Origin of the sequence: Duganella sp. BJB1802 (assembly GCF_013369445.1) — a bacterium.
Taxonomy (GTDB): domain Bacteria; phylum Pseudomonadota; class Gammaproteobacteria; order Burkholderiales; family Burkholderiaceae_D; genus Rugamonas; species Rugamonas vulcania_A.
In genome coordinates this window covers 246,501-268,123 of record NZ_JABWEF010000003.1, presented here as the reverse complement: position 1 = coordinate 268,123, position 21,623 = coordinate 246,501, and the positions used below count along the sequence as shown (strand labels likewise).

24 protein-coding genes and 1 pseudogene are annotated in these 21,623 nt (G+C 64.4%); 21 read left to right on the top strand and 4 right to left on the bottom strand.

The features are described from left to right. Positions 1 to 8: 8 nt before the first annotated feature. The 5 genes from ctaD to HUX88_RS06590 are packed head-to-tail and all read left to right on the top strand — an operon-like array spanning position 9 to position 3,363. Positions 9 to 1,598, top strand: coding sequence for a cytochrome c oxidase subunit I (gene ctaD, locus HUX88_RS06605; protein ID WP_117012970.1), 1,590 nt, complete (start codon positions 9 to 11; stop codon positions 1,596 to 1,598). Between the two features lie 2 nt (positions 1,599 to 1,600). After that, positions 1,601 to 1,708, top strand: a complete 108-nt coding sequence (locus HUX88_RS31810; RefSeq protein ID WP_217430623.1) for a cytochrome oxidase small assembly protein — start codon at positions 1,601 to 1,603, stop codon at positions 1,706 to 1,708. A gap of 1 nt (position 1,709) precedes the next feature. Continuing rightward, positions 1,710 to 2,273, top strand: a complete 564-nt coding sequence (locus HUX88_RS06600; RefSeq protein ID WP_176361226.1) for a cytochrome c oxidase assembly protein — start codon at positions 1,710 to 1,712, stop codon at positions 2,271 to 2,273. Positions 2,274 to 2,282: 9 nt separating this feature from the next. Next, on the top strand, positions 2,283 to 2,486 hold the full coding sequence (locus HUX88_RS06595; RefSeq protein ID WP_117012972.1) for a DUF2970 domain-containing protein: 204 nt from the start codon (positions 2,283 to 2,285) through the stop codon (positions 2,484 to 2,486). Between the two features lie 16 nt (positions 2,487 to 2,502). Further along, positions 2,503 to 3,363: a cytochrome c oxidase subunit 3 gene (locus tag HUX88_RS06590; protein WP_117013328.1), complete on the top strand. Its 861-nt coding sequence runs from the start codon at positions 2,503 to 2,505 to the stop codon at positions 3,361 to 3,363. 93 nt (positions 3,364 to 3,456) lie between these two features. Here HUX88_RS06590 and HUX88_RS06585 read toward each other — a convergent pair whose 3' ends face one another. After that, positions 3,457 to 3,660 (bottom strand): twin transmembrane helix small protein, encoded by a 204-nt coding sequence (locus HUX88_RS06585; protein WP_117012973.1) that lies wholly within the window; start codon positions 3,658 to 3,660, stop codon positions 3,457 to 3,459. 40 nt (positions 3,661 to 3,700) lie between these two features. Here HUX88_RS06585 and HUX88_RS06580 point away from each other — a divergent pair, with 40 nt between their 5' ends. The 6 genes from HUX88_RS06580 to HUX88_RS06555 are packed head-to-tail and all read left to right on the top strand — an operon-like array spanning position 3,701 to position 8,726. After that, positions 3,701 to 4,432 carry an SURF1 family protein gene (locus HUX88_RS06580; RefSeq protein WP_176361225.1) on the top strand — a complete coding sequence of 244 codons (732 nt, stop codon included), beginning with the start codon at positions 3,701 to 3,703 and terminating at the stop codon, positions 4,430 to 4,432. Beyond that, entirely contained in the window at positions 4,416 to 5,033 is a 618-nt protein-coding gene (locus tag HUX88_RS06575; RefSeq protein WP_176361224.1) for a redoxin domain-containing protein, read from the top strand. Before HUX88_RS06580 ends, HUX88_RS06575 begins: the two co-directional genes overlap by 17 nt. Before the next feature lie 4 nt (positions 5,034 to 5,037). After that, positions 5,038 to 6,186: a heme A synthase gene (locus HUX88_RS06570; protein WP_176361223.1), complete on the top strand. Its 1,149-nt coding sequence runs from the start codon at positions 5,038 to 5,040 to the stop codon at positions 6,184 to 6,186. Continuing rightward, complete coding sequence (gene cyoE, locus HUX88_RS06565; protein WP_117012977.1) at positions 6,186 to 7,079, top strand: heme o synthase; 894 nt, start codon at positions 6,186 to 6,188, stop codon at positions 7,077 to 7,079. The genes HUX88_RS06570 and cyoE overlap by 1 nt, the downstream gene beginning before the upstream one ends. Next, the gene (locus HUX88_RS06560; protein WP_117012978.1) at positions 7,079 to 7,678 is read left to right on the top strand and encodes an SCO family protein; all 600 of its coding nucleotides are present in this window, start codon (positions 7,079 to 7,081) and stop codon (positions 7,676 to 7,678) included. The genes cyoE and HUX88_RS06560 overlap by 1 nt, the downstream gene beginning before the upstream one ends. Positions 7,679 to 7,688: 10 nt before the next feature. Next, positions 7,689 to 8,726, top strand: a complete 1,038-nt coding sequence (locus HUX88_RS06555; protein WP_176361222.1) for an AI-2E family transporter — start codon at positions 7,689 to 7,691, stop codon at positions 8,724 to 8,726. On the opposite strand, the gene HUX88_RS06550 is transcribed toward HUX88_RS06555, so the two are convergent. From HUX88_RS06550 to nhaR, 3 genes are read right to left on the bottom strand one after another with little or no spacing between them, the layout of a single operon-like run. Beyond that, complete coding sequence (locus HUX88_RS06550; protein WP_176361221.1) at positions 8,723 to 9,523, bottom strand: transporter substrate-binding domain-containing protein; 801 nt, start codon at positions 9,521 to 9,523, stop codon at positions 8,723 to 8,725. The two genes, HUX88_RS06555 and HUX88_RS06550, sit on opposite strands and share 4 nt — an antisense overlap. 16 nt (positions 9,524 to 9,539) lie before the next feature. Further along, complete coding sequence (locus HUX88_RS06545) at positions 9,540 to 10,877, bottom strand: hemolysin family protein (protein ID WP_176361220.1); 1,338 nt, start codon at positions 10,875 to 10,877, stop codon at positions 9,540 to 9,542. 44 nt (positions 10,878 to 10,921) lie between these two features. After that, positions 10,922 to 11,833, bottom strand: coding sequence for a transcriptional activator NhaR (nhaR, locus tag HUX88_RS06540; RefSeq protein WP_176361219.1), 912 nt, complete (start codon positions 11,831 to 11,833; stop codon positions 10,922 to 10,924). Positions 11,834 to 11,937: 104 nt separating this feature from the next. On the opposite strand from nhaR, the gene HUX88_RS06535 reads away from it, so the two are divergent. The 10 genes and pseudogenes from HUX88_RS06535 (at position 11,938) to HUX88_RS06490 (ending at position 21,593) form a co-directional block, all read left to right on the top strand. Beyond that, positions 11,938 to 12,987 carry a DUF475 domain-containing protein gene (locus tag HUX88_RS06535; protein WP_117012983.1) on the top strand — a complete coding sequence of 350 codons (1,050 nt, stop codon included), beginning with the start codon at positions 11,938 to 11,940 and terminating at the stop codon, positions 12,985 to 12,987. 93 nt (positions 12,988 to 13,080) lie between these two features. Continuing rightward, positions 13,081 to 13,656, top strand: coding sequence for a TerD family protein (locus tag HUX88_RS06530; RefSeq protein ID WP_117012984.1), 576 nt, complete (start codon positions 13,081 to 13,083; stop codon positions 13,654 to 13,656). Between the two features lie 27 nt (positions 13,657 to 13,683). Beyond that, positions 13,684 to 14,382, top strand: a complete 699-nt coding sequence (locus tag HUX88_RS06525) for a TIGR00266 family protein (protein WP_117012985.1) — start codon at positions 13,684 to 13,686, stop codon at positions 14,380 to 14,382. Between the two features lie 18 nt (positions 14,383 to 14,400). Beyond that, positions 14,401 to 14,982 (top strand): TerD family protein, encoded by a 582-nt coding sequence (locus HUX88_RS06520; RefSeq protein WP_117012986.1) that lies wholly within the window; start codon positions 14,401 to 14,403, stop codon positions 14,980 to 14,982. 872 nt (positions 14,983 to 15,854) lie between these two features. Then, positions 15,855 to 16,267, top strand: a pseudogene (locus HUX88_RS32135) (transposase). 23 nt (positions 16,268 to 16,290) lie between these two features. Then, positions 16,291 to 17,109 carry an HDOD domain-containing protein gene (locus tag HUX88_RS06510; protein ID WP_117012987.1) on the top strand — a complete coding sequence of 273 codons (819 nt, stop codon included), beginning with the start codon at positions 16,291 to 16,293 and terminating at the stop codon, positions 17,107 to 17,109. A 157-nt stretch (positions 17,110 to 17,266) separates the two neighbouring features. Then, a complete protein-coding gene (locus tag HUX88_RS06505) occupies positions 17,267 to 18,034 on the top strand; it encodes a FadR/GntR family transcriptional regulator (RefSeq protein ID WP_117012988.1) in 768 nt (255 codons plus the stop codon). A gap of 137 nt (positions 18,035 to 18,171) precedes the next feature. After that, positions 18,172 to 19,083 carry a 5-dehydro-4-deoxyglucarate dehydratase gene (kdgD, locus tag HUX88_RS06500; protein ID WP_176361218.1) on the top strand — a complete coding sequence of 304 codons (912 nt, stop codon included), beginning with the start codon at positions 18,172 to 18,174 and terminating at the stop codon, positions 19,081 to 19,083. 69 nt (positions 19,084 to 19,152) lie between these two features. Beyond that, positions 19,153 to 20,727 carry an aldehyde dehydrogenase (NADP(+)) gene (locus HUX88_RS06495; RefSeq protein WP_117012990.1) on the top strand — a complete coding sequence of 525 codons (1,575 nt, stop codon included), beginning with the start codon at positions 19,153 to 19,155 and terminating at the stop codon, positions 20,725 to 20,727. Continuing rightward, a complete protein-coding gene (locus tag HUX88_RS06490) occupies positions 20,715 to 21,593 on the top strand; it encodes an SMP-30/gluconolactonase/LRE family protein (protein WP_176361217.1) in 879 nt (292 codons plus the stop codon). The genes HUX88_RS06495 and HUX88_RS06490 overlap by 13 nt, the downstream gene beginning before the upstream one ends. The last annotated feature ends 30 nt before the right edge of the window (positions 21,594 to 21,623 follow it).

Sequence of the window (21,623 nt, the reverse complement as noted above, 5' to 3'; positions counted from 1 at the left end):
CGTTACAAATGAGCACAAGCACCTTGGATCACGCACACGATCACGATCACGCTCACGACCATCCCCATGGTCTGTCGCGCTGGTTGTTCGCCACCAATCACAAAGACATCGGTACGCTGTACCTGTGGTTCTCCTTCATCATGCTGCTGTCCGGCGGCGTGCTGGCGCTGATGATCCGCACCGAGCTGTTCAAGCCGGGCCTGCAGTTCTTCCAGCCCGAGTTCTTCAACCAGCTCACCACCATGCACGGCCTGGTGATGGTGTTCGGCGCCATCATGCCGGCCTTCGTCGGTTTCGCCAACTGGATGATCCCGCTGCAGATCGGCGCGTCCGACATGGCCTTCGCCCGCATGAACAACTTCTCGTTCTGGCTGCTGCCACCGGCGGCCATCCTGCTGGCGACCTCGTTCCTGGTTCCCGGCGGCGCCACCGCGGCCGGCTGGACGCTGTACGCGCCGCTGTCGACCCAGATGGGCCCCGGCATGGACATGGCGATCTTCGCGATGCACCTGATGGGCGCCTCGTCGATCATGGGCTCGATCAACATCATCGTCACCATCCTCAACATGCGCGCTCCCGGCATGACCTTGATGAAGATGCCGATGTTCTGCTGGACCTGGCTGATCACCGCCTACCTGCTGATCGCCGTGATGCCTGTGCTGGCCGGCGCCATCACCATGACGCTGACCGACCGCCACTTCGGCACCTCGTTCTTCAACGCCGCCGGCGGCGGCGACCCGGTCATGTACCAGCACATCTTCTGGTTCTTCGGCCACCCCGAGGTCTACATCATGATCCTGCCGGCCTTCGGCATCGTCTCGCAGATCCTGCCGGCCTTCGCCCGCAAGCAGCTGTTCGGCTACGCCTCGATGGTGTACGCCACCGCGTCGATCGCCATCCTGTCGTTCATCGTCTGGGCCCACCACATGTTCACCACCGGCATGCCGGTGACCTCGCAGCTGTTCTTCATGTACGCGACCATGCTGATCGCCGTGCCGACCGGCGTCAAGGTGTTCAACTGGATCGCCACCATGTGGAAGGGTTCGATGACCTTTGAAACCCCGATGCTGTTCGCCGTGGGCTTCATCTTCGTGTTCACCATCGGCGGCTTCACCGGCCTGATCCTGGCCGTGACCCCGATCGACATCCAGCTGCAGGACACCTACTACGTGGTGGCGCACTTCCACTACGTGCTGGTGGCGGGTTCGCTGTTCGCGCTGTTCGCAGGCTTCTACTACTGGTCGCCGAAATGGACCGGCCACATGTACAACGAAGCGATGGGCAAGACCCACTTCTGGCTGTCGCTGATCACCTTCAACATCACCTTCTTCCCGATGCACTTCCTGGGCCTGGCCGGCATGCCGCGCCGCTACGCCGACTACTCGGCGCAGTTCACGGACTTCAACATGATCGCGTCCATCGGCGCCTTCGGTTTCGGCCTGTCGCAGGTGTTCTTCCTGTTCTTCGTGATCCTGCCGACCATCCGTGGCGGCAAGAAAGCCGAAGCCAAGCCATGGGATGGCGCAGAGGGTCTGGAGTGGACCGTGCCGTCGCCGGCGCCGTTCCACACCTTCGAAACGCCACCGCAGTTCAAATGATCATGGGCGAACAGAAGAAGCCGAATAACGCAAGGACCGGCCTGCTGTTGGCCGGCGTGGCCCTGTTCTTTTTCCTGTCCGTGTTTGTCAAGCGGATGTGGCTGAGCTGACGTGAGCGACGACCGGGAAACAGGCGGCTTGAACCGCACCTTGCTGGGCAAGCTGATCGTGGTGGCGGTGCTGATGTTCGGGTTCGCGTACGCGCTCAACCCGTTCTACCGCCAGATCTGCGAGGCGCTGGGCATCAACGTGCTGACCCAGAAGGACGGCACGGTCAGCGTCGACGCCAACACGCAGATCGACAAGACGCGCAGCGTGACCATCGAGTTCGATGGCAACGCCCAGGGCCCGTGGCGTTTCCGCCCCGTGACGCACAGCATGAGCGTGCATCCGGGCGAGCTGGCGACGGTTATGTACGAGGTGGTCAACACCCAGAACCGCGAGGTCAGCGCGCAGGCCATCCCGAGCTACGCGCCGCAAAGCGCGATGCCGCATTTCAAGAAGGTCGAGTGTTTCTGCTTCAAGCAGCAGACCATGAAGCCGAACGAGGCGCGGCAGATGCCGGTGGTGTTCTTCATCGACCCGGCGTTGCCGAAGGACGTGAAGACCATCACGCTGTCGTACACCTTCTTCGAGGTGGGCGGTCTGGACAAGCCCAAGACCGCGGCCAGGTAAGGGGGCGCCATGGAAGAGAACAAGAAGCAAGCGTCGTTCATGTATTCGATGAAAGCGGTGTTCTGGTCGTTCTTCGGCCTGCGCCGCAAGAGCGATTTCGATACCGATTCGGCCAAGCTGAATCCGGTGCACATCATCATCGCGGCCTTGATCGGCGTGGCGTGTTTTATTGGACTGCTGATCACTATCGTTAAGGTTGTAGTTTCAAAATAAATTTAGGGAGATGAAGATGAGTTCACAAAACGCCGCGGCACCGTACTACTTCGTGCCTGGTCCATCCAAATGGCCGCTGCTGGCAGGCATGTCCCTGCTGACCACCATGATCGGCGCTTCGGCCTGGGTCAATGACTTGTCGTGGGGTCCGATCGTGAACTTCGTGGGTCTGGCCGCCATCATTTCGGTGCTGTATTTCTGGTTCGGCGACGCCATCAAGGAATCCGAGGCGGGCCAGTACGGCCAGCGCGTCGACCATTCCTACCGCTGGTCGATGGCCTGGTTCATCTTCTCGGAGGTGATGTTCTTCGGCGCCTTCTTCGGCGCGCTGTTCTACGCCCGTTCGATCTCGATGCCGTGGCTGGGCGACCTGGACCACAAATTCATCTGGCCGGACTTCGCCGCGCACTGGGGCAACACCGGTCCCGCCGGCACGGTGCAGGAATTCAAGACCATGGGTCCGTTCCCGATTCCGACCATCAACACCGCGCTGCTGCTGACCTCGGGCCTGACCTTGACCATCTCGCACCATGCGCTGCGCGCCGGCCACCGTGCGCAGACCGCGTTCTGGCTGTTCGCCACCATCGCCCTGGGCGCGATCTTCATGGGCTTCCAGGCCTTCGAATACCACCACGCGTACACCGAACTGAACCTGAAGCTGACCTCGGGCATCTACGGCTCGACCTTCTTCATGCTGACCGGATTCCACGGCTTCCACGTGACGATGGGCGCGATCATGCTGTCGGTGGTGCTGTACCGCGTGCTGCGCGGCCACTTCACGCCCGACCACCACTTCGCCTTCGAAGGCGCGGCCTGGTACTGGCACTTTGTGGACGTGGTCTGGCTGGGCCTGTACGTGGTCGTGTACTGGCTGTAACGGGGCTATAATGCCGCAGCGATGCCGCTGCGGCGCTGAAGAAAAAGCCGCATCGGGTCGACACCGGATGCGGCTTTTTTATTAGCTGCTTTGTTAGCTGCGTATGCCGGTGGGCTGGATGTAGCCCAGCTTGTACGCGACCAGCAGCGCGATGAACAGCGCGATCGACAGGCCGACCCGCACCGCCAGCGCGCGCACGGTGTTGTTGCTCTTGCCCTTGTCGCGCATCAGGAAGAAGAACGCGGAAGCCAGGCTGCCGATGATCAGGATGAACGCGATGGCGACAGCAATTTTCATGGCGTGGCAGGGGGAGTGAATTGATGAAGGTTCCATTGTAATGGGTATTGCGTTCCGTTTTAAACTGATCCCTTTCGTGGCGACCGTGCTGGTGGTCACGCTGGGCATCCAGCTGGGCAACTGGCAGGAGCGCCGCGCGGCGCAAAAGCTGGTGCTCCAGGCCAAGCTGGCCCAGGGCAACGCCAGCGCGCCCGTGGTGCTGGACGGCGCGCCGCTGGCGGCCGAGGCGGTGGAATTCCGCCGCGTGGCCGTCACCGGCGAATTCGTCGCCAACTGGCCGCTGTACCTGGACAACCGCCCGTCGGCCGGCCGCTCCGGGTTTTATTTGCTGATGCCGTTTAAAATCGCGGGATCGGGCATGCACGTGCTGGTGGCGCGCGGCTGGCTGCCGCGCGACCCGGCCGACCGCGCCAAGCTGCCGGCCTACGCCACGCCGTCCGGCCCGGTCACGCTGGAGGGCATGGCGCGCATCGACGCCGGCCATGTGATGGAGCTGGGCAAGGCGCCGCCGCTGACGCCCGGCATCATCGTGCAGAACGCCGATCCGCTGCAGGTGGCCAGGGACAGCGGCCTGACCATGCAGCCCTTCGTGATCGAACAGGCCGGCCCGGCCAAGCCGTCCGGCGACGATACGCGCATGGTGCGCGACTGGCCGGCGCCGGCGCTGGGCGTGGAAAAACATCAGGGCTACGCCTTCCAGTGGTACGCACTGTCGGCGATGGCTGTTATCTTCTTTGTGGTGAACGGATTCAGACGTGGAAAACAAAAGTAATCAAGGTCGTGGACGCTGGAAATTGTTGCTGGTGCTGGCCGTGTGCGCCGCGCCGCTGGTGGGTTCCTATCTCACGTATTACGTCATCAAGCCCAAGGGCGGCGTGACCAACTACGGCGCGCTGATCGATCCGCGCGACCATCCGATCCCGGCCATGGCCAGCACCACGCTGGACGGCAAGCCGGCCACGCTGGAGAACTACAAGGGCAAGTGGATCATGCTCAAGGTCGGCCCGTCCGACTGCAAGCAGGATTGCCAGGACCAGCTGTTCGCCATGCGCCAGCTGCGCACCATGCAGGGCAAGGAGATGGAGCGCATCGAGCGCGTGTGGCTGATCACCGACGACCAGCCGCTCGACACGCTGCTCATGCGCGTCAACGACGGCACCCGCATGCTGCGCGCGCCGGCCGCCATGGTCGAGCAATGGCTGCCGCTGGAGCAGGGCGCCGGCGACCGCGCCGCCGACCACGTCTACCTGATCGACCCGCTGGGCAACCTGATGATGCGCTTCCCGAAAGGCGCGGTCTCCAGCGACACCGAGAAGGTGAAGAAAGTCCACAAGGACATCAGCAAGCTGCTGAAGGCTTCCGCGATAGGCTGACATCATGCACCTCACTCTCGCCCAAATGGCCGTGACGGCCGTGCTGATCGCGCTGTTGCCGCTGTCGCTGGTGTGGACCTCGTCCGACGCCAACAAATACCGCAAGCTGGTCTGGGTGTGCGTCTTCATCACCTTCGACCTGATCGTGTTCGGCGCCTTCACGCGCCTGACCGACTCCGGCCTCGGCTGCCCGGACTGGCCGGGCTGCTACGGCGCCGCCAATCCCTTCCTGGCGCACGAGCAGATCACGGCGGCCGAGACGCTGCTACCGACCGGTCCGGTGACCGTGCTCAAGGCGTGGATCGAGATGATCCACCGCTACCTGGCGATGACCATCGGCCTGCTGACCATGGCCCTGATGGCGCAGGCCTGGTACCGCTGGCTCAAGACCCGGCGCACCGAGTACGCGCCGGCGCTGCCGACCGCTGCCTTCCTGTGCGTGTGCGTGCAGGGCGCGTTCGGCGCATGGACCGTTACGCTCAAGCTGCAACCGGTGATCGTCACCATCCACCTGCTGCTGGGCATGAGCCTGCTGGCCTTGCTGGCCTGGTTCGGCGGCCGCCAGAACCAGCTGATCGCGCCGACGCGCACGGTGACGGCCTCGCCGCCGGCGATGCGCAACATCCGCCTGCTGGCCGCCGCCTCGGCCGTGCTGCTGCTGGCGCAACTGGCGCTGGGCGGCTGGACCAGCACCAACTACGCCACGCTGGCCTGCACCGACTTCCCGCTGTGCGGCGGCAAGCTGGTGCCGGACATGGACTTCGAACACGGCTTCACCCTGTGGCGCGAGCTGGGCAAGACAGCGGCCGGCCACTACCTGCCGTTCTCCGCGCTGACGGCCATTCACTGGGTGCATCGCAACTTCGGCCTGCTGGTGGCGCTGGTGGCCGGCTACACGGCCTGGCGCGCGTGGGAGCACTCGGCGCTGCACAAGACCGCCCGCTACCTGGCGATGACCTTGGGCGCGCAGATCGCCACCGGCGTCGCCACCATCTACCTCAGCTTCCCGCTGGCGATCGCGGTGCTGCACAACGCCGGTGCGGCGCTGCTGGTGCTTTTGCTGACCATGTTAAACTACAAGGCTAAGTACCAGTACGATCTTGCCAAAAAGGCAGTCTCTGGCGCAGCATCCCTGCACACTACGCATCGCTAATGACCACACACACCGCCACCACCAAATCCGTCAGCCGCGCCTCGCAATACTGGGCGCTGACCAAGCCCCGCGTCACCCAGCTGGCCGTCTTTTGCGCCGTGATCGGCATGTTCCTCGCCAGCGACGGCATGCCGGACTGGCGCCTGCTGGTGGCCGCCACGGTCGGCATCTGGCTGCTGGCCGGCGCGGCCTTCGCCGTCAACTGCCTGGCCGAGCGCGAGATCGACGCCCGCATGGCGCGCACCGCCCGCCGCCCGATGGCCATGGGCGACATCAGCGTCATGCAGACCGTGGTGTTCGCCACCGTCATCGGCGGCGCCGGCATGTGGATACTGTACGCGCTGGTGAACCCGCTGACGATGTGGCTGACCTTCGTCACCTTCGTCGGCTACGCCATCATCTACACCATGATCCTGAAGCCGGCCACGCCGCAGAACATCGTCATCGGCGGCCTGTCGGGCGCGATGCCGCCCGCGCTGGGCTGGGCCGCGGTCGCCAACGACGTGCCGATGCAGGCCTGGCTGCTGGTGCTGATCATCTTCGTCTGGACGCCGCCGCACTTCTGGGCGCTGGCCATGTACCGCCGCGACGACTACGCCAAATCCGGCCTGCCGATGCTGCCGGTCACGCACGGCATGCAGTTCACGCAGTTCCACGTCTGGCTGTACTCGATCGCGCTGGCCGCCACCACCTTGCTGCCGTACGCCGTGCACATGAGCGGCCTGATCTACCTGGCCAGCGCCGTCGTCCTGAACGCCGTGTTCCTGCACCACGCCTGGAAAATCTACCGCCACTACACCGACCTGATCGCCCGCAAGGCCTTCACCTGGTCGATCATCTACCTGTCGCTGCTGTTCGTGGCGCTGCTGGTGGACCATTACTATAAATTCTGATGAAAAAACTGCTCGCTGTCGGCCTGATGGCCTTGTCCGTTCTGTTGGCCGCCTGCGAGCGCAGGCCCGCCGCGCCGCGCCTGGAATTCACCAACACCGACCTGACCGGCCTGCCGTACGCCAAGGACTTCGCGCTGACCGACCACAACGGCAAGCCGCGCACGCTGGCCGACTTCAAGGGCAAGGTCGTGCTGATGTTCTTCGGCTATACCCAGTGTCCGGACGTGTGCCCGACCACGATGGCCGAGATGTCGGCCGCGATGAAGGAGCTGGGCCCGCAGGCCGAGCAGGTGCAGGTGCTGTTCGTCACCGTCGACCCCGAGCGCGACACGCAGCAGCTGCTGGCCGAATACGTGCCGGCCTTCGACAAGCGCTTCCTGGGCCTGTACGGCACGGCCGAGCAGACCGCCGCCGTCGGCAAGGAGTTCAAGGTGTACTACGCCAAGGTGCCGGGCAAGACGCCGGGCAGCTACTCGATGGACCACACCGCCGCCAGCTACGTGTTCGACAAGCAGGGCAAGATCCGCCTGCTGGTGCGCGCCGGCCAGGGCCCGGCGCCCATCGTGCACGACCTGAAGCTGCTGCTGGCCCAGCCCTGACGGCGCGCGCATGCATCCGCGCTTCCAGCCCTACACCCGGCTCGCCGCCATCGTCCTGCTGGTGATCGGCTGCCTGACCGTGCTGCGGCCCTTCCTGGCCGCCATCCTGTTCGCCGCAGCCATCACCATCTCCAGCTGGCCGCTGTACCTGCGGCTGCTGGCGCGCTGCAAGCAGCGCCGCTGGCTGGCCGCCGCCACCATGAGCGCCGGCCTGACCGTGCTGATCATCGTGCCGCTGGCGCTGGTCACCTGGAACATTGCCGACAATGCCACCGAATTCTATGAACAGATCAAGGCCAGCCTGGGCAGCGGCACGCTGGTGCCGCCGGCCTGGCTGAAGGAATTCCCGCTGGTGGGCGAGGCGGCCGACACCTACCTGCGCAAGCTGCTGGGCAGCCGCGAGGAATTGCTCAACGTCGCCAGGAACCTGCTGGAGCCGGCGCGCCGCTTCCTGCTGGGCGGCGGCATGGTGCTGGGCAGCGGCGTGGCGCAGGTCAGCCTGGCCGTGTTCGTCAGCTTCTTCCTGTACCGCGACGGCGAAACCTTGCTGGCGGCGCTGGCCACCGGCCTGGACAAGCTGATCGGCGAGCAGGGCGCGGCCGTGGCCGACACCGTCAGCCGCACCGTGCGCGGCGTCATGTACGGCCTGCTGGGCACGGCGCTGGCGCAGGCCGGCGTGGCCGCCGTCGGCTTCCTGATCGCCGGCGTGCCGGCCGTGGCGCTGTTGTCGGTGGCCACCTTCCTGCTGTCGCTGATCCCGGTCGGCCCGCCGCTGATCTGGGGCGGCGCGGCGGCCTGGCTGTTCAGCGAGGGCAGTACCGGCTGGGGCGTGTTCATGCTGGTGTGGGGCTTCTTCGTGATCAGCGGCGTCGACAACGTGGTCAAGCCCATGCTGATCAGCCGGGGCAGCAGCCTGCCGTTCATCCTGGTGCTGCTGGGCGTGATGGGCGGCGTGCTGGCGTTCGGCTTCGTCGGCCTGTTCATCGGCCCGACCCTGCTGGCCGTGGGCCTGGGCCTGCTGCGCAACTGGACCGGCGAAGCCGCCTAGAAGTTGATCATCTGCGCGGCGCGCTCGGCGTCCGTGTGGCGCTCGAAGATGCGGCGCAGCGTGCCGTCCTCGCGCATCGCCCGCACGGCCTGGCGGAAGCGCTCCACGGTGACCTCGTCGACGCTGCGGCGCGACAGCACCAGCCCCGACACCATGTTCTCGCGCGGCGCCCAATCCATCACGCTGTAGGTGCCGGCCAGCTGCTCCTGCTTGACCAGCGGATACCAGCTGGTGGGCGTGACCATGACGGCGTCCACGCGGCCCAGTTTGAACAGCCGCATCATCGACACGTGGTCGGGTGTCTCGTACACGCGGCCCTGTTCCCGCAGCTTGGCCAGCCACGCCTCATAGGCGCGGCCGTGCTTATAGCTCTTGACCACGGCGATTTTGTATTGGGGATCGGCCAGAAAACTGTCCATGCCGTTCAGGCGCGCGCCGAGCCCCTTGTGCAGCAGGACGAAATTACGGTCCATCATGTAGGGCACGAAGCGGCCGATTTTTTCGCGTTCCGGCAGCGGAATGGCGGATACCGATATGTCAACGTTGCCGTTGGCCAGCCCGGCCCAGATGCGCACCCTGGAGTCGACGCTGACATCGAGCTTGCAATCGAGCCGGCGGGCCAGCTCGTCGACCACATCCTTGTCGATGCCGGTCCAGCCGCCGCCGGCGGTGCGGTAGAACAGCGCGCCGTCCTCGTAGAAGGCCACGCGCAGGTGGTCGCAACCGCCGCGCGGCGCCGCCACGCCTGGGGCGGCGGGGCAGAGCAGGGCACAGCAAAGGATCAGACGGCCGAACACGGCGCCTCCTGGCAGGTTAGTCCTGGTCCGCGTTGTCCTCGGTGTCATCCTTGGGGATGACCTTGACCAGCAGGATGCGCGGGCCGTTCATTTTTTTCGCGACGATGTCGAAATTGCGGAAGCTGATGCGTTGTCCCTGCTTGGGGATGTCGCCCAGCTTCAGCATGATCAGGCCGCCCACGGATTCTACCTCTTCCAGGCCCAGCTCTTCATTTTCGATATCGATACCCAGTGTGCGCTCCAGCGAGAAGATAGGCAAGCTGGCCTTGCCGACCAGCGTGCCGTCGGGCTGCTTGAGCCAGTCGTTCTCGTTGAGGCGGAACTCGTCGTGGATCTCGCCGACCATCGCGCCCAGCAGGTTGTCGAGCGTGATGAAGCCCAGCGGCCGCTTGCCCTTCTCGCCGATCAGCGCGAAGTGCGGCGCGCCGTCGCGGAAGCGGCGGAACTGCTCCAGCGCCGGCGTGCGGGCGGAAATCGTCTCCACCGGGCGCAGGAAGGGCACCAGGTCGGTCACCGGTTTGCCGGACTGCTGGGCGAAGAACAGGTCCTTCAGGTGCACCACGCCCAGCACCGTCTCGCCATCCTTGTCGTAGTAGGGATAGCGGCTGAAGCGGTTGCGCAGCATGGTCTGCAGGTTGTCGTTGAGCGGACGGTTGGCGTACAGGCCGATCACCTCGTTAATCGGGCGCATCAGGTCGGACACCGCCAGGTTGCTGAAATCGAGCGAATGGGCCAGGATGTTGCGCTCGTCCTCGTTGAACTTGCCGCCCGGCTGGCTGGTGCGCAGGATCAGCTTGAGCTCGTCGACCGAGTAGTGGCTGTCGTGGCCGCCCTTGCCGGCCAGGCCGGCCAGGCCCAGCACCATGCTGGCGCTGGCGTTGAGCACCCAGATGAAGGGATACATGGCCCAGTAGAAGCCGTACAGCGGCAGCGCGCTCCACAGGCCGATCGCTTCCGGCATGCGGATCGCCAGCGACTTCGGCGCCAGCTCGCCGACCACGATGTGCAGGAAGGAGATCACGCAGAAGGCGAACACGAAGGCGACGCCATGGACGATTTCCGGCGAGCTGACGCCGACCGCGTGCAGCAGCGGCTCCAGCAGGCCGGCGAAGGCCGGCTCGCCGACCCAGCCCAGGCCCAGCGAGGCCAGCGTGATGCCGAGCTGGCAGGCGGACAGGTAGGCGTCCAGTTCGCCGTGCACCTTGCCGAGGATGCGGCCCTTGAGCCCCTGCGTCTTGGCGATGGCGCGCACGCGCGTCTTGCGCAGCGTGACGATGCCGAATTCGGCCGCCACGAAGAATCCATTGAGCGCGACCAGGAAAACGGCGAGCACGACAAGCAGAAGGTTTTGCATAGGGTCCGGGCATCGGCCCAGGTAGTGAAAACGGCTATCTTAAACTATTCGGCGATGGCGAAGGGCCCGCTATGGACTGCCGACAGGATGGCCTCGATGGCCGGGTGGGTGATCTTGCGGGCGTTGGAGATGGCGTAGAACTGTTCGCGCAGCTCGGGCGCGTCGCCCACCAGCACGGCGCCGAACTGCTCCTCGATGTCGTGCGCCAGCGCCGACGGCGCGAAGAACAGCCCCAGGCCGTTGCGGCCGAAGGTGTTCAGCATGGCGTTGTCCTCGAACTCGCCGACGATGTCCGGCCGCACCTGGTGCTGCACGAACCAGGCGTCGATGCGGCCGCGCAGCGCGTTGTTGCGGGTCGGTAGCAGCAGCGGCGCGCCGTGCAGGCTGGCCGGGAAGTTGCGCCGGTACTTGCGCGCCAGCTTGTGCACGCCGTACAGCTTCATGTCGCTTTCGCCCAGCAAGTGGCTGAACACCTTCAGGCTGCCGCCGGCGCGCACCGCGCGGTCGGTCAGCACCACATCCAGCTTGCCCAGCGCCAGATCGGCCAGCAGCGATTCAAACTCATTCTCCATGCACACCAGCCGCACGCGCTGCTCCAGCTGCTGCGTCGCCTGCAGCAGGCGGTAGGCGATCAACTTGGGCAGCGAGTCCGAGATGCCGACCGTCAGGCGCATCTTGTCCGCCTCCGCTTCGTCCAGCGCGTCCTGCAACTGGTCGCCCAGCAGGAAGATCTGGTCGCAATAACTGAGCGCCAGCTTGCCCGCCTCGGTCGGTACCAGGCGCCGGCCCTGAGGCTCCAGCAGCTGCTTGCCGATCGATTGTTCCAGCGATGCCAGTTGCATGCTGATGGTCTGCACGGCGAGCCCGAGGCGCTCGGCCGCGCGCGTGACGCCGCCTTCCTTGGCCACCATCCAGAAGAAGTAAAGATGCCGGAAATTGAGTCCGCTGGTTTTCATGATCTTCTATTTTTACGAAGTAATACTTCAATTATCTTCTATTTTTTAAAAACCGTTTGTTCTCTACACTGCATCCCATCGATTTACAACCAAGAGAGAAAAACATGAAGCACTTCAAAGTGTCTTTCCTCGTCACGTTCCTCTGCCTTGCGGCTGCGGGCTGGTGGGGCTACGAACTGACCGGATGGAGCGGCGCCTTGTCCGCCGTGGGTATCGCCGCGATCCTGGCCGCGATGGAAGTGTCGCTGTCGTTCGATAACGCGGTGGTCAACGCCTCGGTGCTCAAGACCTGGGACGCTTACTGGCAGAAGCTGTTCCTCGGCGTCGGCATCATCATCGCGGTGTTCGGCATGCGCTTGCTGTTCCCGCTGGTGATCGTGGCGGTGGCTGCGGACATCGGCATCATGGATGTGTGGCACCTGGCGCTGAACGACCCGAAAACGTACTCGATGCACCTGACGAATCACCACGCGGAAGTGGCGGCATTCGGCGGCATGTTCCTGCTGCTGGTGTTCCTGAACTTCCTGTTCGATGACGAGAAAGAAGTCCACTGGCTGGGCAACGTCGAGAAGAAACTCGGCTCGCTGGGCAAGGTGTCCTCGATCTCGGTAATGATTGCGCTGGCTGTCCTACTGGGCTCCATGGGCCTGGTAGGCGAAGCGCAGAAGCTGGTGGTGCTGGTGTCCGGCCTGTGGGGCATCCTGATCTACGTCGGCGTCGACGCGGTCAGCAACCTGCTGGAGAAGGAAGAAGAAGGCAGCAATGTCGGTGACCTGGTCAAGAAGGGCGGTATCGGTGGTTTCCTGTACCTGGAAGTGCTCGATGCTTCGTTCAGCTTCGACGGCGTGATCGGCGCGTTCGCCATCACCACCGACGTCGTGATCATCATGCTGGGCCTGGCGATAGGCGCGATGTTCGTCCGCTCGCTGACGGTGTACCTGGTGAAGAAAGGCACGCTCGACGAATTCGTCTTCCTGGAGCACGGCGCGCACTATGCGATCGGCATCCTGGCCGCGATCATGTTGGCGAGTATGAAGTTCCATATCCCGGAACTGTTCACCGGCCTGATAGGCGTGGCCTTCATCGGCGCCTCGCTGTGGTCCTCGGTGCGCCACCGCCGCAAGCAGGAAGCCACCATCGCCATCGCGGCGTAAACGTATTCAAGAATTCGGCGGGCCGTTAATTACGGACACGGCCCGCCGCCTGTAGCACCCAAAGTCCGGTTCTCTTTTTAGGAGCATCACATCATGGCAATCAGTCTGCAAAAAGGCGGCAACGTTAATCTGAGCAAGGAAGCTCCAGGCCTGTCGAAAATCGTGGTCGGCCTGGGTTGGGACGTGCGCAACACCGACGGCAAGGACTTCGACCTGGACGGCTCGGCCTTCCTGTTGAAGGTGGACGGCAAGGTCCGCGCCGACAACGACTTCATCTTCTACAACAACCTGAAATCGTCCGACCAGTCGGTGACCCACTCCGGCGACAACCGCACCGGCGCCGGCGATGGCGACGACGAAACGGTCACCATCGACCTGACCAAGGTGCCGGCCGACGTGGAACGCATCGCCATCTGCGCGACGATCCACGAAGGCGACGAGCGCCGCCAGAACTTCGGCATGGTGCAGAAGGCCTTCATCCGCTGCGTCAACGGCGCCGGCAACGGCGAGATCGCCCGCTACGACTTGTCCGAAGACGGCTCGACCGAATCGGCGATGATCTTCGGCGAGGTGTATCGCAACGGCGCCGATTGGAAGTTCAAGGCCGTGGGCCAGGGCTTCAAGGGCGGCCTGGGTCCGTTGGCATCGTCGTTCGGCGTGCGCGTTTAATTTGACGGAATAAGAGAGGACTCAATCATGCCTAAATTTTCGATCACCGGCGACATCGATCCCTTCCTGCATGTCTCGCTGGCTCACGGTGAAAAAATCTACTGCGAGTCGGATGCGATGGTGATGATGGAAGCGGCGCTCGATTTGAAGGGCAAGGTCACCGGCGGCATCGGCGCGGCGCTGATGCGGCGCTTCGCCAACGGCGAGTCCTTCTTCCAGCAGCACATCGAGGCGGTGCGCGGCGAGGGCGATTGCCTGCTGGCACCGCGCCTGCCCGGAGCGATGCAGGTGCTTGATGTCGGCCAGCGGCAGTACATGCTGAGCGACGGCGCCTTCGTCGCCGCCACCTCCAGCGTCGAGCTGAAGGTGCGTACCCAAAGCCTGGGCAATGCGCTGTTCGCGCAGAGCGGCGGCTTTTTCATCACCGAGACTGCGGGCGTCGGCCAGGTGGCGGTATCGGGCTTCGGCTCAATCTCGCAGCTGGACGTCGTGCCGGGTCGCGACGTGATTATCGATAACTCGCATGTGGTGGCATGGGACAGCGCGCTGCGCTACGAAATCTCGGTCACCACCGGCGGCAACAGCGGCTTTCTGAGCAATCTGGTCAACAGCCAGACCAGCGGCGAAGGCATGGTGCTGCGTTTTTCCGGCCAGGGCAAGATCCTGATCTGCTCGCGCAACGGCGCGGCGTTCCAGGCCTGGGCGCAGCGCGGCGTTGCGCAGTAACTTCACAGGAGATTCAAGATGACAGTCAGTTTAAGCAAGGGCCAGAAAATTTCGCTGGCCAAGGAATCGGGCGGCGCATTGGGCCGCGTGACCATGGGCCTGGGTTGGGACGCGATCAAGAGCAAGGGCTTCCTCGGCTTCGGCTCGAAGACCGAAGCGGTCGACCTGGACGCCTCGTGCGTGATGTTCAACGAATCCGGCGCGCCGGTGGACGTGATCTGGTTCCGCCAGTTGAAGAGCAGGGATGGCAGCATCCAGCACACCGGCGACAACCGCACCGGCGCCGGCGACGGTGACGACGAGCAGATCAACGTCGACCTGAACGCGGTGCCGGCCACGGTCAAGAGCCTGGTGTTCACGGTGAACAGCTTCACCGGCCAGACCTTCGCGCAGGTGGAGAACGCCTACTGCCGCCTGCTGGACGCCAGCGGCGGCCAGGAAGTGGCGCGCTTCAACCTGTCGGTGCAGGGACCGCACTCGGCGCAGATCATGGCCAAGCTGTACCGCCACAACGGCGAATGGAAGATGCACGCCATCGGCGAAAACGGCAAAGGCCGCACCTTCGACGAACTGCTGCCGCAAATCGCCGCCCACTTGTAACACCAGCAATTTGGGGTCAAGTCTGACATTCGGACACGGGCTCTTCCGTAGCGGCCGCTACGGAAGAGCCGGCCGTCAAGATCAGGCTTCATATTGAGCGTACCGCATCTCCATCGGATAATAACGAAGTAAGTGCGGCCGGGCGGGTGACGCTGATCAGACTTAGTGCCATGGAGCACGTGGGTCAGATAGGTGCCTCTGCCTGTTTCATTTGATAAGTCGAACGGTATCTTGGGCCATCGCGTCAATGCGTAAGCCTGCATACGAGGAAGGTCAAAAAATGGATGCGATATACGCAGCAGTAGGTATTGATGTCAGTAGAGAAAATTAGATATTGCACTGCTGGTCAACGGAAAAACCAAGACCAAGGTGCTGGAAACTCCATCGAAGGTCACCGAGCGCTGCTCGATTGGCTGGGCAAATCAAGGTGCCGTTATCGGCCTTGCACGTTTGCATGGAGGCGACCGGGGTGTATTCCGAGCCGGTGGCGCTTGCGTTGCACCAGGCCGGCCTGATGGTGAGCGTGGAGTCCGGCCTGCATCAAAGGCTTTGGCCACAGCGAGAATATTCGCAGCAAGAACGATGCCATCGATGCCGGCCTGATCGCTCGTTACTGCGCAGCAATGCGGCCCTGCGCCCTGGAGTCCGCCGCCGCTGGAACAGCGCCAGTTGCAGGCATGGACCACAGCGCGTTCAAGCCTTGAAGGATATCCGCCAGCAGGAAGAGAACCGGCTGGAGGCGTTAGCCATCGGTGGAATGGACGAGGTGGTGCAGCGTGCGGCAGCACTATCACCTGGCTCAGCGCAAGAAATTGAGAAGCTTGAAAGCGACATCGACGATCATATCGATCGCCATCCTGGCCTGAAGCACGATGCGGGTTGCTCACACAATCCCCGGCGTAGGGATGACCACGGCGGCCAAAGTATTGGGGAGTTTGGGCGATATCCGCCGCTTTGGCAGTGCGAAAGCCTTCGCCGCCTTCCTTGGCTAACGCCCAAGCAACGCAGCTCCGGAAGCTCAGTGAGGGGACGAACGGCCATCAGTCGAACAGGCAATACATCATTGCGCGCTGCGCTGTATATGCCTAGCCTGGTGGCGCGCCGTCATAACCCCATCCTGCGCCAATTCGCTGAGCGGCTTGCCGCGACTGGCATGGCACAGAAAGCCGTGATCGGTGCAGTCATGCACAAACTGGCTCACTTGATCTATGGGGTGATACACAATGACAAGCCTTTCGATCCTAATTACTTATCGAAAGGGCTTGCCATTCAAGACGGTATCTGACCCCAACGCGGTATAATGTTTCCATGGAAAAACTGCGAGACTATGCCGAGATTGTTGCTCAAGCTTCGAAAGGGGAGCTGGTTTTTCCTACGAGCGTCAATGCCGCGCTGCGCCTGCAACTGGCGCTGGCCGATCCCGATTGCGATACCGAGGATGTGATCCGCAAGGTGCTGGGCGAGCCGCTGCTGGCCGCGCGCACCGTGGCGCTGGCCAACGCGGTGGTGTTCAACCGCGGCGGCGCGCCCGTCACCAGCGTGCGTGCGGCGGTGCAGCGGGTCGGCTTCCGCAACCTGTACACGATGGCGGCGGCGATGGTGGTGCGCCAGTTCGGCAGCCGCATCCGTGACGCCGCCCTGCGCGCCCAGGCCGAACAACTGTGGCGCCACTCGGCCCACGTGGCCGCGCTGGCCCACGTGATCGCCCGCAAGCTGACCCGCACCGACGCCGATACCGCGCTGTTCGCCGGCATCGTCCACGAGGCCGGCGGCTTCTACCTGCTGGCCCGCGCCGACGACATTCCCGGCCTGCTCGACGACCCGGAAGACTGGATGGGCGCGGCGCAGGAAATCATCACCCGCGAAATCATGAAGAAGATGGCGATCCCGGAGCCGGTCAGCCAGGCCATCGTCTCGCTGCGCGGCGCCACGCTGACGCCGCCCCCGCTGGGCCTGCGCGATACGCTGCTGATCGCCAAGCACCTGGCCCCCGTGCCGTCGCCGCTGGCCCCGCAGCGCGAGCACGCCAGCCTGGCCGGCTTCGTGGACGACAACGCCGCGCTGGACCAGATCCTGTTCGATTCCTCCGACGAGGCCGCCTCCATGAGCGCCGCGCTGCTGGCCTGAGTGTTGTTTGGAGTTGTTTCCAAGCTAGGCTCCGGGCACTAATCGCGCCAAAAATAATGTCTAAGGCACAATTATTGCCGAAAGTCTGGCAATATGCGGATCGTGCGACACGCCGGAAGCGTGTATGCTAACAGTCGTCATACAACAATCAGAGAACATGAACCATACCGCCGCTGCCACCATGACCGCTCCCACCGTCCTCGTGCCGAAGAAGAAGCACCGCAACCTTGCCCAGGGCGTGGTCGAAGCCTTCACCGGCAGCATCCAGGCCGGCACGATCAAGCCGGGCGAGAAGCTGCCGACCGAGTCGGTCATCATGGAGATGCACGGCGTGAGCCGCACGGTGGTGCGCGAGGCCATCTCGCACCTGCAGGCGGCCGGGCTGGTGCAGACCCGCCACGGCATCGGCACCTTTGTGCTGGAGCCGCAGCCGGCCAACCTGCGCATCTCGGCCGACACCATCCGTACCATCGGCGACGTGCTGGCCATCCTGGAGCTGCGCATCAGCCTGGAAACCGAGGCGGCCTGGCTGGCGGCCACCCGCCGCACCGAGGAACAGGTGCAGCAGATGGGCGCCGTGCTCAAGCGCATTCAAACCGCGCAGGGCCGTCCCGGCTCGGTCGAGTCGGACGTGGCCTTCCACCTGCTGATCGCCCAGGCCACCGGCAACCGCTATTTCGTCGACATCCTCAGCGACCTGGGCAACGCCATCATCCCGCGCGCGCGCGTCAACTCGGCGCAGCTGGCGCACGACGATCCGGCCGTGTACGTGGAGCGCCTGAACCGCGAGCACGACGACATCTACAACGCCATCCTGCGCAAGGATGCCGAGGCGGCCCGCGCCGCCATGCGTACCCACCTGAGCAACAGCCGCGAGCGCCTGCGCCGCGCGCAAGAAAACTTCGCCGCCGACCAGCCGGCATAAAAACCACGACAGCAGGGCGATTCGGCGGATTTCGCTAAATCGCTTGCTCACAAGCGCTTATAGTTGTACGATGTCATACAACAGATGGCGCAAAGCTGTCGAACCCCCGTCCTGAGCTGTCGATTATTGGAGACCTTATGCAACCGAATGACCTTAAAAAAATTCTTTCCTCCGGCCTGCTGTCGTTCCCGGTCACCGACTTCGACGCTGAAGGCAACTTCCGCAAGTCGACCTACATCGAGCGCCTGGAATGGCTGGCTCCCTACGGCGCCAGCGCGCTGTTCGCCGCCGGCGGCACCGGCGAGTTCTTCTCGCTGACGGCCAACGAATACACCGACATCATCAAGACCGCGGTCGACACCTGCGCCGGCCAAGTGCCGATCCTGGCAGGCGTCGGCGGCCCGACCCGCGTGGCCGCCGCCTACGCCAAGGAAGCCGAGCGCGTTGGCGCGCAAGGCCTGCTGCTGCTGCCGCACTACCTGACCGAAGCGAGCCAGGACGGCCTGATCGAACACGTGGCTGAAGTCTGCAAGGCCACCAACCTGGGCGTGGTGGTCTACAACCGCGCCAACTGCCGCCTGACCCCGGACTCGCTGGCCAAGCTGGCCGACCGCTGCCCGAACCTGATCGGCTTCAAGGACGGCGTCGGCGACATCGAGCTGATGGTCTCGATCTGGCGCAAGATGGGCGACCGTTTCAGCTACCTGGGCGGCCTGCCGACCGCCGAAGTTTACGCGGCCGCGTACAAGGCTTTGGGTACTCCGGTATACTCGTCGGCGGTATTCAACTTCATGCCGAAACTGGCGATGGACTTTTACCGTGCCGTCGCGTCGGACAACCACGCCGAACAAAACCGCATGCTGGACGAGTTCTTCCTGCCATACCTGGAGATCCGCAACCGCAAGGCCGGCTACGCAGTGAGTATCGTGAAGGCGGGCGCACGCCTGGTGGGCCACGACGCGGGCCCAGTGCGCGCGCCGCTGACCGATCTGACCGCGGAAGAATGCGACATGCTGGATAAACTGATCCGCAAACAAGGCGCTCAGTAATCCCTGCGGCGGCGACAAATATAAAACAAGCGCGGCTCGTCCGCGCTTTTCACACTTTGAGGAGTCATTATGCAAGTTGCTGGTGAAATGGTTATCGGCCGCAGCGCGGTCCTGGGCAAAGAAGGCACGATGAAGGCGATCGATCCGTCGCGCAACGTGGAAATCGAGCCGGCCTTCGGTCTGGCAAGCGCCGCCGACCTGCAGCGCGCCTGCGAACTGGCCGACCAGGCGTTCGACGTCTACCGCGCCACCGGCCTGGAAGCGCGCGCCAAGTTCCTCGAAACGATCGCCGACCGCATCATGGACATCGGCCCTGCGCTGATCGAACGCGCGATGCAGGAAAGCGGCCTGCCGCAAGCGCGCCTCGAAGGCGAGCGCGGACGCACCTGCAATCAACTGCGCCTGTTCGCGAAAGTGGTGCGCGATGGCCGCTTCCAATCGGCGACGCTGGACAGCGCGCTGCCGGAACGCACGCCGCCGCGCAGCGATCTGCGCCTGCGCAAGATCGGCCTGGGTCCGGTCGCCGTGTTCGGCGCCTCGAACTTCCCGCTGGCGTTCTCGGTGGCCGGCGGCGATACCGCGTCGGCACTGGCGGCCGGCTGCCCGGTCGTGGTCAAGGCCCACTCGGCCCACCTGGGTACCTCTGAACTGGTCGGCAAGGCTGTCGCCAAGGCCGCCGAGGAATGCGGCATGCCGGAAGGTGTGTTCTCGATGCTGATCGGCTCCGGCCAGACCATCGGCCAGAACCTGGTCAGCCATCCCGCGATCAAGGCCGTGGGCTTCACCGGTTCGCGTTCCGGCGGCCTGGCCCTGATGCGTACCGCCGCCGCGCGCAAGGAACCGATCCCTGTCTACGCCGAAATGAGCTCGATCAATCCGGTGTTCCTGCTGCCGGGCGCGTTGGACAACGCCAAGCTGCCGCAATCGTTCGCCGATTCGCTGACGCTGGGCTCGGGCCAGTTCTGCACCAACCCTGGCCTGCTGGTTGGCCTGAAGAGCGACAAGCTGCAAGCCTTCGTCGCCGCCACCGCCGGCACGCTGGGCGCGAAGAGCGCGACCACCATGCTGACCCCTGGCATCCACAAGGCCTACGTCACCGGCGTCAGCGGCCTGGCCGCCGTCGACGGCGTGCAGCAGGTGGCCGCAGGCCAGGGCACCGACGCGCCATGCGCGGCGCAAGCCTTCCTGTACCAGGTGGATGCGAAGTCCTTCCTGACCAACACCGCGCTGGAAGGCGAGATCTTCGGACCGACCTCGCTGCTGGTCGTCTGCGACGATGAAGCGCAGATGCTGGCCGTGGCCGAACACGTGGAAGGCCAGCTGACCGCCGCCGTCCACGCCACCGCCGACGACCGCGAACTGGCCGCGCGCCTGATGCCTGTGCTGGAACGCAAAGTGGGCCGCATCCTGTTCAACGGCTTTGGCACCGGCGTGGAAGTGTCGCACGCGATGGTGCACGGCGGCCCGTTCCCTTCGACTTCGGACAGCCGCACGACGTCCGTCGGCGCCTCGGCCATCGACCGCTTCCTGCGCCCTGTGTGCTACCAGGACGTGCCGTCCTACCTGCTGCCTGAATCGCTGGCCGACGCCAACCCGCAAAACATCCCGCGCGTCGTCAACGGCGACCTGGCATGGAACGGGTAAGCGACATCCGCTGCACGGTGGGCGAAAGCCCAACGTGGAGCAGAGCGGAATCGGCCTGGTACTGGGTCGATATTCCCGCCAAGCGTGTCTGGCGCCTTGATGGCGCCAGCGGCGCGGTGCGTTTCTGGACCACCACCGAAATGGCCGCCTGCGTGGCGGCCAAGGCGGGCGGTGGGCTGATCGCGGGCATGGAGACGGGCATCTACAGCCTTGAACTCGGCGAGGCGGAAGCCGCCGCGCAGGTCAAGCTGGCGGCGCCCGCCGCCGGCCTGGGTGAAGGCATGCGCTTCAACGACGGCCGCTGCGACCGTCAGGGGCGCTTCTGGAGCGGCACCATGTTCATGGACATGTCGGCCGCGCGCGCGGTCGGCGAGCTGTATCGCTATGACGCCGCGCGCGGCATTTCGGCGCCGATGGTGTCGGAGCTGATCACGCAGAACGGCCTGGCGTTTTCGCCGGACGGGCGCACCATGTACCTGTCGGATTCGCATCCGGCGCGGCGCATGGTGTGGGCCTTCGACTACGACGTCGACGACGGTGTGCCATCCGGCCGCCGCGTGTTCGCCGACATGGCTGCATATGCGGGCCGTCCCGACGGCGCCGCCATCGACAGCGATGGCTGCTACTGGATCTGCGGGAACGACGGCGGCTACGTGCTGCGCTTCACGCCGGAGGGCAAGCTGGATCGCCGCATCGACGTGCCGATGCTCAAGCCGGCCATGTGCGCGTTCGGCGGCAAGGATCTGGATACGCTGATGGTCACCTCCATCGTCTCCGGCAAGCCGGAGGATGCGGAGTGGGGCGGCGCGGTGCTGCTGCTGCGGCCTGGCGTGCAGGGCGTGGCGGAAACGCCGTTCGGATTGTGATGAAGGGGCAGGCGCTGAACAGGCTACTGC

Bases quoted from the DNA above. Each gene is read 5' to 3' on its own strand.
- HUX88_RS06530 (WP_117012984.1), top strand. From the start codon at position 13,081: ATGGCAATCAGTCTGCAAAAAGGCGGCAACGTTAATCTGAGCAAGGAA.
- nhaR (WP_176361219.1), bottom strand. From the start codon at position 11,833: ATGAAAACCAGCGGACTCAATTTCCGGCATCTTTACTTCTTCTGGATG.
- HUX88_RS06525 (WP_117012985.1), top strand. From the start codon at position 13,684: ATGCCTAAATTTTCGATCACCGGCGACATCGATCCCTTCCTGCATGTC.
- kdgD (WP_176361218.1), top strand. From the start codon at position 18,172: ATGCAACCGAATGACCTTAAAAAAATTCTTTCCTCCGGCCTGCTGTCG.
- cyoE (WP_117012977.1), top strand. From the start codon at position 6,186: ATGACCACACACACCGCCACCACCAAATCCGTCAGCCGCGCCTCGCAA.
- HUX88_RS31810 (WP_217430623.1), top strand. From the start codon at position 1,601: ATGGGCGAACAGAAGAAGCCGAATAACGCAAGGACCGGCCTGCTGTTG.
- HUX88_RS06510 (WP_117012987.1), top strand. From the start codon at position 16,291: ATGGAAAAACTGCGAGACTATGCCGAGATTGTTGCTCAAGCTTCGAAA.
- HUX88_RS06535 (WP_117012983.1), top strand. From the start codon at position 11,938: ATGAAGCACTTCAAAGTGTCTTTCCTCGTCACGTTCCTCTGCCTTGCG.
- HUX88_RS06595 (WP_117012972.1), top strand. From the start codon at position 2,283: ATGGAAGAGAACAAGAAGCAAGCGTCGTTCATGTATTCGATGAAAGCG.
- HUX88_RS06520 (WP_117012986.1), top strand. From the start codon at position 14,401: ATGACAGTCAGTTTAAGCAAGGGCCAGAAAATTTCGCTGGCCAAGGAA.
- HUX88_RS06560 (WP_117012978.1), top strand. From the start codon at position 7,079: ATGAAAAAACTGCTCGCTGTCGGCCTGATGGCCTTGTCCGTTCTGTTG.
- HUX88_RS06505 (WP_117012988.1), top strand. From the start codon at position 17,267: ATGAACCATACCGCCGCTGCCACCATGACCGCTCCCACCGTCCTCGTG.
- ctaD (WP_117012970.1), top strand. From the start codon at position 9: ATGAGCACAAGCACCTTGGATCACGCACACGATCACGATCACGCTCAC.
- HUX88_RS06570 (WP_176361223.1), top strand. From the start codon at position 5,038: ATGCACCTCACTCTCGCCCAAATGGCCGTGACGGCCGTGCTGATCGCG.
- HUX88_RS06580 (WP_176361225.1), top strand. From the start codon at position 3,701: ATGGGTATTGCGTTCCGTTTTAAACTGATCCCTTTCGTGGCGACCGTG.
- HUX88_RS06490 (WP_176361217.1), top strand. From the start codon at position 20,715: ATGGAACGGGTAAGCGACATCCGCTGCACGGTGGGCGAAAGCCCAACG.
- HUX88_RS06585 (WP_117012973.1), bottom strand. From the start codon at position 3,660: ATGAAAATTGCTGTCGCCATCGCGTTCATCCTGATCATCGGCAGCCTG.
- HUX88_RS06495 (WP_117012990.1), top strand. From the start codon at position 19,153: ATGCAAGTTGCTGGTGAAATGGTTATCGGCCGCAGCGCGGTCCTGGGC.
- HUX88_RS06590 (WP_117013328.1), top strand. From the start codon at position 2,503: ATGAGTTCACAAAACGCCGCGGCACCGTACTACTTCGTGCCTGGTCCA.
- HUX88_RS06555 (WP_176361222.1), top strand. From the start codon at position 7,689: ATGCATCCGCGCTTCCAGCCCTACACCCGGCTCGCCGCCATCGTCCTG.
- HUX88_RS06545 (WP_176361220.1), bottom strand. From the start codon at position 10,877: ATGCAAAACCTTCTGCTTGTCGTGCTCGCCGTTTTCCTGGTCGCGCTC.